The organism is Pseudomonas fuscovaginae SE-1 (assembly GCF_000364705.1).
In the GTDB taxonomy this organism is placed as follows: domain Bacteria; phylum Pseudomonadota; class Gammaproteobacteria; order Pseudomonadales; family Pseudomonadaceae; genus Aquipseudomonas; species Aquipseudomonas fuscovaginae_A.
Genome location: NZ_AQOH01000030.1, coordinates 24,632 through 36,938 on the forward strand (window position 1 = coordinate 24,632; position 12,307 = coordinate 36,938).

Consider the following 12,307-nt stretch of genomic DNA (forward strand, 5'->3'; position numbering starts at 1 on the left):
CAGTCGGTCAGCCGTTTTGACTGTGCAGTGAAGGATCAGCTCCATGACTAGTTTCAAGATCGGCCAGCGTCTGGTTGGCTCGGAAGCACCGCCTTTCGTCATTGCCGAAATGAGCGGCAACCACAACCAGTCGCTGGAGGTGGCCCTGCGGATCGTCGAGGCGGCGGCCAAGGCCGGTGCCCATGCGTTGAAGTTGCAGACCTACACTGCCGACACCATGACGCTGGACCTGGCAGAGGGCGAGTTCTTCATCAAGGATCCCGGCAGCCTGTGGGTCGGTTCGTCGCTCTATGACCTCTACGAGAAGGCCCATACGCCTTGGGAATGGCATGCGCCGATCTTCGCCCGGGCCCGGGAACTGGGAATGCTGGCGTTCTCCACCCCCTTCGACGAAACGGCCGTGGATTTTCTCGAGAGTCTCGAGGTGCCGGCCTACAAGATCGCCAGTTTCGAGAATACCGACCTGCCGCTGATCCGCCGGGTGGCCGCCACGGGCAAGCCGTTGATCATCTCCACCGGCATGGCCAGCGTGGCCGAACTGGATGAGACGGTTCGTGCCGCGCGGGCCGCCGGCTGCCAGGACCTGGTGTTGCTGAAGTGCACCAGCACCTACCCGGCGTCGCCGCTCAACAGCCATATCCGCACCATTGCCCACTTGCAACAGCTGTTTGGCTGCCAGGTGGGGCTCTCCGATCATTCCATGGGCGTTGGTGTCGCGGTGGCGGCGGTGGCGCTCGGTGCCACCGTGGTGGAGAAACACTTTACGCTCGACCGTGCCGCTGGTGGCGTGGACGCCAGCTTCTCCCTGGAGCCGGCCGAACTGGCCAGCCTGGTGGTGGAGACCGAACGGGCCTGGCAGGCATTGGGGCAGGTGCGCTATGGCGCTACCGAGGCGGAGCGCAAATCCCTGGCCTACCGGCGTTCGTTGTACGTGGTGCAGGATATCGACGAGGGTGAGCCCTTCACCGCGCAGAACGTGCGGGCGATCCGTCCCGGCCTGGGGCTGGCGCCGAAACATGTCGATGGCGTGCTCGGGCGCAAGGCCCGGGTGTCCCTGAAACGCGGTACGCCGTTGGACTGGTCGTTGATCCAATAGCCTCCTGGGCATCGATTCGGGCAAAATAGGCGTGACTTGTGAGTCATGACGCGCATCTTCACAATATTGTATTTTCCGGGGATGTGGGCACCTGAGCCTTTTCGGTCGGTGATTGCCCCTTCTTATCCGCCGTTTTCGCCCTGTCTTGGGGGGACGGAAAGCCCCTGTTGATCGGCGCCCCTCGATGCCTGCGAGCGGTGATATTCAGCTGTTTATTATTTGGGAATTCATAATGATTGGCATAAAAAGCATTGCCAGTTACGTGCCGACAGCCGGCGTGGACAACTACGCTCAGGGTGCCAAATTCGCCAAGGATGAAGAGTTCATCCTGGGCAAGATCGGTTCCGCCTTCCTGCCGCGCAAAGACGCCGGGCAGGAAACCTCGGACCTGTGTGTCGAAGCGGCGAATGCCTTGTTCGCCAGCAATCCGCAACTCAAGCGAGAGAACATCGATGCGCTGATCGTCGTGACCCAGAACGGTGACGAGGAAGGCCTGCCGCATACCGCGGCGATCGTCCAGGACAAGCTCGGCCTGCCGACCCACGTGGCGGCGTTCGACATTTCCCTGGGCTGCTCCGGCTACGTCTATGGCATCTATGCCATGAAGGGCTTCATGGAAGCCGCCGGCCTGAAGAACGGCCTGCTGATCACCGCCGACCCGTATTCGAAGATCGTCGATCCGGAAGACCGCAACACCACCATGCTGTTCGGCGATGCCGCGACCGCGACCTGGATGGGTGAAGACGCGCCTTGGCAACTGGGCAAGTCGAAGTTCGGGACCGACGGTTCCGGCGCGCCGCACCTGAAGGTCAGCGACGGTGTGTTCTTCATGAACGGCCGCCAGGTGTTCAATTTTGCCCTGCTCAAGGTGCCGGCGCACTTGCATGAGTTGCTCGGCGACTCGGGCCTGCAGCCGAGCGATATCGACGCCTTCTGCATCCACCAGGGCAGTGCGGCGATCGTCGACGCGGTGGCGCGGCGCTTCGAGGACAAGCCGGAGAAGTTCATCAAGGACATGACGGAGACCGGCAACACGGTGTCTTCGAGCATTCCGCTGCTGCTGGAAAAGCACGTGCTCAACTCGACCTGGAAGCGCGTCGCCCTCAGTGGCTTCGGCGTGGGTCTGTCGTGGGGCTCGGCGATCATTCATCGGCCCTGATTCCACAGGGTTGCAAAGTGGCGCTCCAGGTGAGTTAACCTTGAGCGCTATTTTTTTGCGCGGAGCGAGGCAGGATGAGCGACAGCTTTGAGCGGAACGCACGGATCATTGAGGTGCGTTGGCCGGGTGTTTGGCAACGCCTGCGGGCCGAGGCTGACGATGGCTTGCCGGTGGAGTTGGTCGAAGGGCAGGGGTCGACCCTGAGCGTCGCCGGCGTGCAATTGACCAGTCGCCATGATCGTACCGCCGAGGCGCGTCTGCAGGCCTCGGTCCTGCCGCCCGACAGTGCGGTGCTGCATGTCTACGGCACGGGGTTGGGTGACCTGCAGCAGGTGCTGCTGGAGTCGCCGCGGTTGCAGCGCCTGAACGTGCATATTCTCAATGGCGCGTTGTTCAGGCTGGTGCTCGGCCTGCTCGAACAGGACGGCTGGCTGGCCGATCCGCGGGTCGAGCTGAGTTATGCGGCCGATCATCCGGAAATCCTCTTTCCGTTCTTTGCGTTGCCGGCCGAACTGGTCCTGGCCGATGATTTCAACGCGCGGATGCGCGATCGCCTGGTGGCTGAGGTGCATCTGAGCTTCAGCAATCGGGAATTCGACCCGCAGTCACCGGAGATTCTCCAGCGCTTGCGCGAGAGTCGCGAGATCTTTGCCGCCGATCGCGATGTGGCCGAGTTGTTCGCCACGCAGGCGGGGCAGCACATCTACGTGATCGGCACGGGGCCGACGCTTGAGCAGCACTTCGATGCACTGCGCGCAATCCGCTCCAGCGACCGGCGCCCGCTATTCATCTGCGCCGATACGGCCTACCTGCCACTGCATGAGCAGGGCATCAAGCCTGACCTGGTCGTGAGCATCGACCAGCGGATCGGCTTCAGGCACCTGCCACCGGAGGCGTCCGCAGGGGTTTCGCTGGCCTACATGCCCATGAGTGATCCCGAGGTGCTCCGGGCCTGGCAGGGGCCGCGCTATGGCGCCTACTCCGCCAGCCCGATCTATGCGGCGGTTCGCCAGCAGTTTGAGCGCGGTCTGCTGTATGTCGGTGGCAGCGTGCTGCACCCGGCGGTGGACCTGGCGGTGAAGATGGGGGCGGCGACCATCACCCTGTTCGGTGCCGACTTCGCCTTCCCGATGAACAAGACCCATGCCGGCTGGAGGGATGGCGAGCTGGGTTCGCGGATCGACGAGGCGCAGCATTGGGTGTTGGATGGCAATGGCCGGCGGGTCCGCACGCAGTTGAATTTCCGCCGCTATCTTTGTGAGCTGGAACGCTACATCGCCGCGCATCCGCAGGTGCGTTTTCTCAACAGCAGCCGGGCGGGCGCGCAGATCATCGGCAGCGGGTTCGATCAGGAGTTCGTGCAATGAAGCCCTTCGAGTACAGCATCAGCGAGGCTCAGCGTTGTTCGGCGCTGTTTCGGTTCGGTCGCGATGTCGAGGCGGCGCTGGTGATGGTCGAGGTCTTCGACGGTATTCAGTCGCAACTCCAGCAGGCGTCCGCCGAGGTGCGGCAGAGGTGGACGCAACTGCTGCTGTCGATGTTCGATTGCCAGGCGCGTCAGGATTGGCTGGGGTTGGCGGATCTGCTGCAATACGAACTGGTCGCGCTGTTGGAGGTCGTGCAGAGCGGTCGGTCAGTGTTCGGTGACGAACGGTAAGGTGTAGGCGGTTCTCTGGCGCCATTTTTCCTCTACAGGTGCGCGCTAAGCCCTTGTTTTTAGAGGGGTGGCAGGTTGCTAGCAAATTTTTTGAAAAAAGCCCTCAAGCAACCTGCCATACCGACGATAACTATTACGAAGGTTCTCTAGGCCACACCCGGCGGTTGCCAGGGCCGGAAGCCGTAGTACACCACCCAACGAGGAATTCGTCATGGCTTTAACTGTAAACACCAACACTACGTCGCTGAACGTTCAGAAGAACCTGAACCGTGCTTCCGATGCCCTGTCTGTCTCCATGCAGCGCCTGTCTTCCGGTCTGAAAATCAACAGCGCCAAAGACGACGCCGCCGGTCTGCAGATCTCGAACCGTATGTCTTCGCAGATCCGTGGTAACACCCAGGCCGTTCAGAACGCCAACGACGGTATCTCCGTTGCCCAGACCGCTGAAGGCGCTCTGCAAGCTTCGACCGACATTCTGCAGCGTATGCGTGAACTGGCTGTCAAGGCCCGTAACGGAACCAACGGTACTGCCGACCAGACCGCTACCAACTCCGAATTCGCTCAGATGTCTGACGAATTGACCCGTATCGCTCAGTCCACCAACCTGAACGGCAAGTTCCTGCTGGACGGTTCGGCTGGTACCGTGACTCTGCAAGTCGGCGCCAACACCGGCAGTGCCAACCACATCGACCTGGTACTGAGCTCGAAGTTCGACGCCGCCAGCCTGTCGGTAGGTAGCGGTACTGTGGTTCTGACCGGTACTTCCGGTACTGGTGCAGGTTCGGCCTCGCAGAACATCGACAACGCGATCACCGCGATCGACGCGGCAATCGCCAAAATCGGTACCACCCGTGCCAACCTGGGTGCTTCGCAGAACCGTCTGAGCAGCACCATCCAGAACCTGCAGAACATCAACGAAAACACCACTGCTGCACAAGGCCGCGTACAAGATACCGACTTCGCCGCGGAAACTGCTAACCTGACCAAGCAGCAGACCCTGCAACAGGCTTCCACCTCTGTTCTGGCTCAGGCTAACCAACTGCCTTCCGCTGTACTGAAGCTGCTTCAGTAATTTCGGAATGAGTTTTGGCGGGGGAGTGTGCTTGCCACGCTCTCTCGCCTTTTTACGTTGAGAGGTGATGAAGATGGACATGAGTGTAAAGCTTAATCTGTCTTACCCAGCTGTTCTGCCGGCCAGTTCCAACAGCGCCCCTGTGGCTGACAAATCGGCTGCGGCGCCTCAGGCGGACAAGGTGCAAGCAGCTCCCGACACCGACGCCACCAACAAGGATGCGGATTCCTCCGAAAGACTCAAGCGGGCTGTTCAGGACATCGAAAAGTTCGTGCAGTCGATCAAGCGCAACCTGGAGTTCTCGATTGACGAACACTCCGGGAAAGTCATCGTCAAGGTCATCGCCAGCGAGACGGGTGAAGTGGTCAGGCAGATCCCTTCCGCCGAGGCCATGAAGTTGGCGGACAGTCTGAGTTCGGCGAGCAGTGTGCTGTTCGATGGAAAAGCCTGACAACTGGCATGAATAGTGTTTGCAGGATCTTTGACTGCTGATGAAGGTCAAAAGACCGGCAGCAACCTGACGGGAGAGGCACATGGCAAGTCCAATTTTACCGGGAACGGGCCTCGGCTCGGGCCTGGACATCGGTTCGATCGTTACTGCGCTGGTGAACGCCGACAAATCGGCCAAGCAGACGCAGATCGATACCGCGACCAAAACCAATACGCTGAAGATTTCCGGTGTTGCGTCCCTGAAGAGCGCCCTGGCGGCGTTTCAGAAGACCATGACCGATCTGAATGTTTCGCTTACCGCGTTCGCTGGCTATACGGCGACCTCCGGTACGGCGACCACCCTCACCTCGACTGCCGATAACACGGCCGTTCCCGGTACCTACAACGTGGTCGTGTCGAGTCTGGCCACGGGGTCGAAGGTCGCCAGTGCGGCGTTTGCCGGCGGTGCCAGCAGTGCCATTCCGAGTGGTACCCTGACTATCAGTCAAAATGGCACTAACTACAATGTCGACATCCCGGCCAATGCCACCCTGCAAAGCACCCGGGACCTGATCAACAGCAAGCTGAGCGGCAATGGCTTCTCGGCCAACATCGTGACCGACAGCTCTGGCGCGTCGCGCATGGTGATCAGTTCGACGACCACCGGTGCGGGTTCCGATATCAAGGTCAGCGGTATCGCCGGCCTGGCGATCGATGGTACCCAACTGATGGGTAACAATCCCTCGGCAACGGCATCCGGTGCGGTGACAGCGCTTGCCACCGACGCTTCGCTGACCGTGGACGGCCTGCAGGTCACCAGCAAGAGCAATACCGTCACCGGTGCGATCAGTGGTCTGACCCTGAACCTGCTATCGGCTGGTGCTCCCGGTGTCGGCGCCAGTTCGACAGTCACCGTCGCGACCAACACCAGCGGGCTGCAGACCTCGATCCAGTCGTTCGTCGACTCGTATAACACCCTGATGACTACCATCAATAGCCTGTCCAAGGCGACGGCGGATGCCGATGGCAATCTGACGGTATCGGCGGCGTTCACGGGTGATTCCCTGCCGCGTTCGCTGATTTCCGACATCCGCGAGCAGCTCACCGCTCCGGGGCCGGGTGGGGCGCTGTCCGTGCTGTCGCAACTGGGCGTTCTGACGGTGGCGGGTGGTAATTCCAGCAACTCCGGTAACCTGTCCTTCGACACCGCCGCGTTCAGCAAGGCCATGGCTACGCCTGGCATGAGTGGTCAGGTGCAGCAGTTGTTCAATGGCACCAACTCGACCAATGGCCTGTTTTCGCGCATCGGCAACACGCTCAACACCTACCTGGGGACGCCGGTTGCCGGTACCAGTCTGCGCACTGGCGGGTTGCTCGACGACCGTAACACCATTCTGCAGAAAACGGCCAAGAATCTGACCGATCAGCAGGCCGCCCTGGACTTGCGGGTCGCCAACATGACCAAGACACTGACGGCCAAGTACAATGCCATGGATCTTCTGGTTGGGCAGATGAAGGCGACGGCGAGCAGTATCACCTCGTTCTTCACTTCGCTGAACGCGCAGCAGTCCGCCAAGTAATCCAGGTTGACGCCAAAAACCCGGCTACGCTTAAAGGCGCGCCGGGTTTTTGCCTTTAGAGTTAAAGTTTTTTGACTCGAAGGCGATACACTGGACATACGAACTTTCAAGGTTGTAGCGAGGTACGACATGAACCCGATGTTAGCCCTTCGGCAGTATCAGAAAGTGGGGGCCCAGGCACAGACCTCCGAGGCCAGCCCTCACCGTCTGGTGCAGATGCTGATGGAAGGTGGCCTGGATCGCATTGCTCAGGCCAAGGGGGCTATCGAGCGCAAGGATATCCCCGCCAAGTGCGTGGCAATCGGCAAGGCCATCGGCATCGTCGGCGGCCTGCGTGAAGGTCTGGATCTGGAGAAGCAGGCGGATGCCCTGGCTGACCTGGACAGTCTCTATATCTACATGATGAGGCGTCTGGCCGAAGCCAATATCAAGTCCGATCCCAAGATCCTTGATGAAGTGGCAGGCCTGTTGAGCACGGTCAAAGAGGGTTGGGACGCCATCGGCGACCCCGCTCCAAAGTTCTAAGGAGTACAGCGTCATGAGCCTCGTACTGCAGCGTATCCAGGAAACCCGTGAAGCCCTGGTGAAAGCCCTGGCCGATCGTGACTGGGGCAGCATCGCCGAACTGGACCTCGCATGCCGTGCCTGCATGGAGGATGTGCTCAACGAGGCGTCGGTCGACGAGGATGCCTTGCGCAGCAGCCTGGAAGAACTGTTGCACGTCTATCGGCAGTTGCTGGAGACGGCGATGGCGGAGAGGCAGGCAATAGTCGACGAGATGCAACACCTCCAGCAGGCACAGAATGCGGCTAAGGTTTACCATTTATTCGGTTGACGCAGATTTCGCGCAGGGCAAATCGAGACGTACTTGCGCCATAAATTTGACTGCGTACGAATTTTTGACTTAACTAGTGCTGTTTTCCAGATTTCGGTCGTCTTTGAAGGTGATAGCCCACCTCGGGCGTCAAGGCTGCCCGCTCATCCAGGGCATCGAGTTGACTAGGGAAGTTGCTATTGCATGTGGCGTGAAACCAAAATTCTGCTGATCGATGACGATAGCGTTCGCCGCCGTGACTTGGCGGTGATTCTAAATTTTCTCGGCGAAGACAACCTGTCCTGCGGCAGCAATGACTGGCAGCAGGCGGCCGATTCCCTGGCGTCCAGTCGCGAGGTGTTGTGCGTCCTGATCGGGAGCGTCAACGCCAGCACCGGGTTATCGGGCTTGCTTAAGACACTCGGAACCTGGGATGAGTTCCTTCCTGTTCTGCTTTTGGGCGAAAATAGTTCCGCCGAGCTGCCCGAGGACCTGCGCCGCCGGGTGCTTTCCAGTCTCGAACTGCCACCCAGCTACAGCAAGCTGCTCGACTCGCTGCACCGTGCCCAGGTCTATCGCGAGATGTACGACCAGGCCCGCGAGCGTGGCCGTCAGCGCGAGCCGAACCTGTTCCGCAGTCTGGTTGGCACCAGTCGGGCGATCCAGCATGTGCGGCAGATGATGCAGCAGGTGGCCGATACCGACGCCAGCGTGCTGATCCTGGGCGAGTCCGGCACCGGCAAGGAAGTGGTGGCGCGCAACCTGCACTACCATTCCAAGCGGCGTGACGCGCCCTTCGTTCCGGTGAACTGCGGGGCGATTCCAGCCGAGCTGCTGGAGAGCGAGCTGTTCGGCCACGAGAAGGGCGCTTTCACCGGCGCCATCACCAGCCGGGCCGGGCGTTTCGAACTGGCCAATGGCGGGACGCTGTTCCTCGATGAAATCGGCGACATGCCGCTGCCGATGCAGGTCAAGCTGCTGCGCGTGCTGCAGGAGCGCACTTTCGAGCGCGTGGGCAGCAACAAGACCCAGAGCATCGACGTGCGGATCATCGCGGCCACCCACAAGAACCTCGAAAGCATGATCGAGGTGGGCAGCTTTCGGGAGGATCTCTACTATCGTCTGAACGTTTTCCCGATCGAGATGGCGCCACTGCGCGAGCGGGTCGAGGATATCCCGCTGCTGATGAACGAGCTGATCTCGCGCATGGAGCACGAGAAGCGCGGCTCGATCCGTTTCAACTCGGCCGCGATCATGTCGCTGTGCCGTCATGGCTGGCCGGGCAACGTCCGCGAACTGGCCAACCTGGTGGAGCGCATGGCGATCATGCATCCCTATGGTGTGATTGGCGTGGCCGAGCTGCCGAAGAAGTTCCGCTACGTCGATGACGAAGACGAGCAGATGGTTGACAGCCTGCGCAGCGACCTCGAGGAGCGTGTGGCGATCAATGGCCATACGCCGGACTTCAGCACGTCGGCGATGCTGCCTCCCGAAGGCCTGGACCTCAAGGACTATCTGGGCGGCCTGGAGCAGGGCTTGATCCAGCAGGCGCTGGACGATGCCAACGGGATCGTCGCGCGGGCCGCCGAGCGGCTGCGTATCCGGCGTACCACCCTGGTGGAGAAGATGCGCAAGTACGGCATGAGCCGTCGTGAGGGGGATGAGCAGGCGGACGATTGACGCCTGTTTCCCAAGTTGTTGAAAAATCGGGCGGTTTTTTTAGGCACGGGTATTGCTAGGTCTCCCGCAACCTTCCGTTTAAATGACGGTCAGCCAGCGAGAGACGACGATGCCCCAAGCCGCCCAGATGCCTACTGTCCCCGATATCCCGGGGCAACCCTCTTCTGTGGAGCAGGCAAGCCGGCTGGGTCTTGAGCAGGCGTTTGCCCTGTTCAACCAGATGTCTACGCAGCTCACCGATTCCTACAGCATGCTCGAGGCGCGGGTCACCGAACTCAAGGGTGAGCTGGCCGTGGTCAGCGCCCAGCGCATGGCCGAGCTGGCGGAAAAGGAGCGCCTGGCCAATCGCCTGCAGAACCTGCTGGACCTGCTGCCTGGCGGCGTCATCGTGATCGACTCCCATGGCTTCGTCTGCGAAGCCAATCCGGCCGCCCGTGAATTGCTCGGCGAGCCGCTGGAAGGCGAGCTGTGGCGCCAGGTGATCGCCCGCTGCTTCGCGCCACGCGAGGATGACGGTCATGAAATCTCGCTCAAGGATGGTCGGCGCCTGTCGATCGCCACGCGTTCGCTGGAAGGCGAGCCTGGACAACTGGTGCTGCTCAATGACCTGACTGAAACCCGTCGTCTCCAGGATCAGTTGGCCCGTCACGAGCGTCTGTCTTCCCTGGGGCGGATGGTCGCCTCCCTGGCTCATCAGATTCGCACGCCGCTGTCGGCGGCGCTGTTGTACGCCAGTCATCTCAATGAGCAGGCCTTGCCGGTGGAAACCCAGCAGCGTTTCGCCGGGCGCCTGAAAGAGCGTCTGCATGAACTCGAGCACCAGGTGCGCGACATGCTGGTGTTCGCCCGCGGCGAGTTGCCGCTGACCGACCGGTTGACCCCCGCGGCCCTGCTGCAGACCCTGCAGGCAGCTGCACAGACCCACGTGCAGGGCGTGGCGATCCGTTGGCAGTGCGATAGTCATGGGGGCGAGTTGCTGTGCAATCGTGACACCCTGGTCGGCGCGCTGCTCAATCTGCTCGAGAACGCCATGCAGGCCAGCGGGGCCGATGTGCTCCTCAAGGTGCATCTGTACAGTCGCGGCAATACCTTGCGCCTGAGTATCAGTGACAACGGCAGCGGGATCGAGCCGCAGGTGCTGGCGCGCCTGGGCGAGCCTTTCTTCACCACCAAGACCACCGGAACCGGGCTCGGCCTGGCGGTGGTCAAGGCCGTCGCCCGGGCGCACCAGGGCGACATGCAATTACGTTCACGTCCGGGGCGCGGCACCTGCGCGATGTTGTGCCTGCCGCTGATTCCCGGCGCCACGGAGGCATAGCGATGGCGGCACGGATCAGGGTTCTGTTGGTCGAGGATGATCGGGCGCTGCGCGAGGCCCTGGCGGACACCTTGCTGCTGGCCGGGCATGATTTTCGCGCGGTGCCCTGCGCCGAGGCTGCACTGGAGGCCGTGGCGCAGGAATCCTTCAGCCTGGTGGTCAGCGACGTGAACATGCCGGGCATGGACGGGCATCAACTGCTCGGCCTGCTGCGGGCCCGCCAGCCGCTGCTGCCGGTGCTGCTGATGACTGCCCATGGCGCGGTCGAGCGCGCCGTGGAAGCGATGCGCCAGGGCGCCGCCGACTATCTGGTCAAGCCCTTCGAACCCAGGGCGCTGTTGGAGTTGGTGGAGCGTCATGCGCTGGGGTTGTCCGGTGCGCTGGAGAGCGAGGGGCCGATCGCCGCCGAGCCGGCCAGCGCGCAGTTGCTCGAACTGGCTTCGCGGGTGGCCCGCAGCGATTCGACGGTGCTGATCTCCGGTGAGTCGGGTACCGGCAAGGAAGTGCTGGCGCGTTACATCCATCAGCAATCCCAGCGTGCAGGACAACCGTTTGTCGCGATCAACTGCGCGGCCATCCCGGACAACATGCTCGAAGCTACGCTATTTGGTCATGAGAAGGGGGCCTTCACCGGCGCGATCGCATCCCAGGCGGGCAAGTTCGAGCAGGCCGATGGCGGCACTCTCCTGCTCGACGAGATTTCCGAGATGCCCCTCGGGCTGCAGGCAAAGCTGCTGAGGGTATTGCAGGAGCGTGAGGTCGAGCGGGTCGGGGCGCGCAAGCCGATTGCCCTGGATATCCGGGTGGTGGCGACCACCAACCGTGATCTGGCTGCCGAGGTGGCGGCGGGGCGCTTCCGTGAGGACCTCTTTTACCGGCTGTCGGTTTTTCCGCTGGCCTGGCGTCCATTGCGCGAGCGGACTGCCGATATCCTGCCACTGGCCGAGCGCCTGTTGGTCAAGCACAGCGCGAAAATGAAGCACGCTGCCGTCAGATTGTCGCCTGGGGCCCAGGCTTGCCTGGTCGCTCATGCGTGGCCTGGCAATGTTCGCGAACTCGACAATGCGATCCAGCGCGCGTTGATTCTGCAGCAGGGCGGAGTCATCCAGGCCGAGGATTTCTGCCTCGCCGGGCCGATCGGCTGTGCACCGTTGCCGGCGACGCGGGCGCCATCGGGGGAGGCGGACGCCAGCGAAATGGCGGTGGCGGAGTCCGCCGGGGCGCTCGGTGACGACCTGCGTCGGCGTGAGTTCCAGATGATCATCGACACCTTGCGCGCCGAGCGCGGGCGTCGCAAGGAGGCGGCCGAGCGCCTGGGTATCAGTCCGCGTACGCTGCGCTACAAATTGGCGCAGATGCGCGATGCCGGCATGGACGTGGAAGCCTATCTGTTCGCCACTTGAGTCGCTTCACCCGTTATACGGTCATGTATCGGTTTTTATTCGGAGGCGACAAGGAGATGGCACCCTTGTTGCTAACACCAGTGTTAACCGCTGCACGAG

General features: G+C 61.7%; 12 protein-coding genes. All 12 read left to right on the forward strand.

From position 1 onward, the window contains the following. The first annotated feature begins 43 nt into the window (after positions 1-43). The 12 genes from pseI to K675_RS0104165 all read left to right on the forward strand — a co-directional run bounded on the left by pseI (position 44) and on the right by K675_RS0104165 (position 12,208). Positions 44-1,096 carry a pseudaminic acid synthase gene (gene pseI / locus K675_RS0104110; protein WP_017902242.1) on the forward strand — a complete coding sequence of 351 codons (1,053 nt, stop codon included), beginning with the start codon at positions 44-46 and terminating at the stop codon, positions 1,094-1,096. 232 nt (positions 1,097-1,328) lie between these two features. Next, complete coding sequence (locus K675_RS0104115) at positions 1,329-2,255, forward strand: ketoacyl-ACP synthase III (protein ID WP_017902243.1); 927 nt, start codon at positions 1,329-1,331, stop codon at positions 2,253-2,255. Between the two features lie 74 nt (positions 2,256-2,329). Then, complete coding sequence (locus K675_RS0104120; RefSeq protein WP_017902244.1) at positions 2,330-3,622, forward strand: motility associated factor glycosyltransferase family protein; 1,293 nt, start codon at positions 2,330-2,332, stop codon at positions 3,620-3,622. Continuing rightward, on the forward strand, positions 3,619-3,912 hold the full coding sequence (locus K675_RS0104125) for a hypothetical protein (RefSeq protein ID WP_017902245.1): 294 nt from the start codon (positions 3,619-3,621) through the stop codon (positions 3,910-3,912). Before K675_RS0104120 ends, K675_RS0104125 begins: the two co-directional genes overlap by 4 nt. Before the next feature lie 211 nt (positions 3,913-4,123). Next, positions 4,124-4,984 carry a flagellin domain-containing protein gene (locus tag K675_RS0104130; protein ID WP_026144911.1) on the forward strand — a complete coding sequence of 287 codons (861 nt, stop codon included), beginning with the start codon at positions 4,124-4,126 and terminating at the stop codon, positions 4,982-4,984. Positions 4,985-5,057: 73 nt separating this feature from the next. Beyond that, the gene (locus K675_RS0104135; RefSeq protein WP_026144912.1) at positions 5,058-5,435 is read left to right on the forward strand and encodes a flagellar protein FlaG; all 378 of its coding nucleotides are present in this window, start codon (positions 5,058-5,060) and stop codon (positions 5,433-5,435) included. 82 nt (positions 5,436-5,517) lie between these two features. Next, the gene (gene fliD / locus K675_RS0104140) at positions 5,518-6,993 is read left to right on the forward strand and encodes a flagellar filament capping protein FliD (RefSeq protein WP_017902248.1); all 1,476 of its coding nucleotides are present in this window, start codon (positions 5,518-5,520) and stop codon (positions 6,991-6,993) included. A 129-nt stretch (positions 6,994-7,122) separates the two neighbouring features. Continuing rightward, a complete protein-coding gene (gene fliS / locus K675_RS0104145; protein WP_020481033.1) occupies positions 7,123-7,518 on the forward strand; it encodes a flagellar export chaperone FliS in 396 nt (131 codons plus the stop codon). Positions 7,519-7,531: 13 nt separating this feature from the next. Next, the gene (locus K675_RS0104150) at positions 7,532-7,828 is read left to right on the forward strand and encodes a hypothetical protein (protein WP_017902250.1); all 297 of its coding nucleotides are present in this window, start codon (positions 7,532-7,534) and stop codon (positions 7,826-7,828) included. 183 nt (positions 7,829-8,011) lie between these two features. Next, positions 8,012-9,487 (forward strand): sigma-54 dependent transcriptional regulator, encoded by a 1,476-nt coding sequence (locus tag K675_RS0104155; protein ID WP_017902251.1) that lies wholly within the window; start codon positions 8,012-8,014, stop codon positions 9,485-9,487. A gap of 127 nt (positions 9,488-9,614) precedes the next feature. Beyond that, positions 9,615-10,805, forward strand: coding sequence for a sensor histidine kinase (locus K675_RS0104160; protein ID WP_198291610.1), 1,191 nt, complete (start codon positions 9,615-9,617; stop codon positions 10,803-10,805). Positions 10,806-10,807: 2 nt separating this feature from the next. After that, positions 10,808-12,208 carry a sigma-54-dependent transcriptional regulator gene (locus K675_RS0104165; RefSeq protein WP_017902253.1) on the forward strand — a complete coding sequence of 467 codons (1,401 nt, stop codon included), beginning with the start codon at positions 10,808-10,810 and terminating at the stop codon, positions 12,206-12,208. Positions 12,209-12,307: the final 99 nt, after the last annotated feature.

Coding starts and splice junctions, on each gene's coding strand:
- pseI (WP_017902242.1), top strand. CDS start 44: ATGACTAGTTTCAAGATCGGCCAGCGTCTGGTTGGCTCGGAAGCACCG.
- K675_RS0104115 (WP_017902243.1), top strand. CDS start 1,329: ATGATTGGCATAAAAAGCATTGCCAGTTACGTGCCGACAGCCGGCGTG.
- K675_RS0104120 (WP_017902244.1), top strand. CDS start 2,330: ATGAGCGACAGCTTTGAGCGGAACGCACGGATCATTGAGGTGCGTTGG.
- K675_RS0104125 (WP_017902245.1), top strand. CDS start 3,619: ATGAAGCCCTTCGAGTACAGCATCAGCGAGGCTCAGCGTTGTTCGGCG.
- K675_RS0104130 (WP_026144911.1), top strand. CDS start 4,124: ATGGCTTTAACTGTAAACACCAACACTACGTCGCTGAACGTTCAGAAG.
- K675_RS0104135 (WP_026144912.1), top strand. CDS start 5,058: ATGGACATGAGTGTAAAGCTTAATCTGTCTTACCCAGCTGTTCTGCCG.
- fliD (WP_017902248.1), top strand. CDS start 5,518: ATGGCAAGTCCAATTTTACCGGGAACGGGCCTCGGCTCGGGCCTGGAC.
- fliS (WP_020481033.1), top strand. CDS start 7,123: ATGAACCCGATGTTAGCCCTTCGGCAGTATCAGAAAGTGGGGGCCCAG.
- K675_RS0104150 (WP_017902250.1), top strand. CDS start 7,532: ATGAGCCTCGTACTGCAGCGTATCCAGGAAACCCGTGAAGCCCTGGTG.
- K675_RS0104155 (WP_017902251.1), top strand. CDS start 8,012: ATGTGGCGTGAAACCAAAATTCTGCTGATCGATGACGATAGCGTTCGC.
- K675_RS0104160 (WP_198291610.1), top strand. CDS start 9,615: ATGCCTACTGTCCCCGATATCCCGGGGCAACCCTCTTCTGTGGAGCAG.
- K675_RS0104165 (WP_017902253.1), top strand. CDS start 10,808: ATGGCGGCACGGATCAGGGTTCTGTTGGTCGAGGATGATCGGGCGCTG.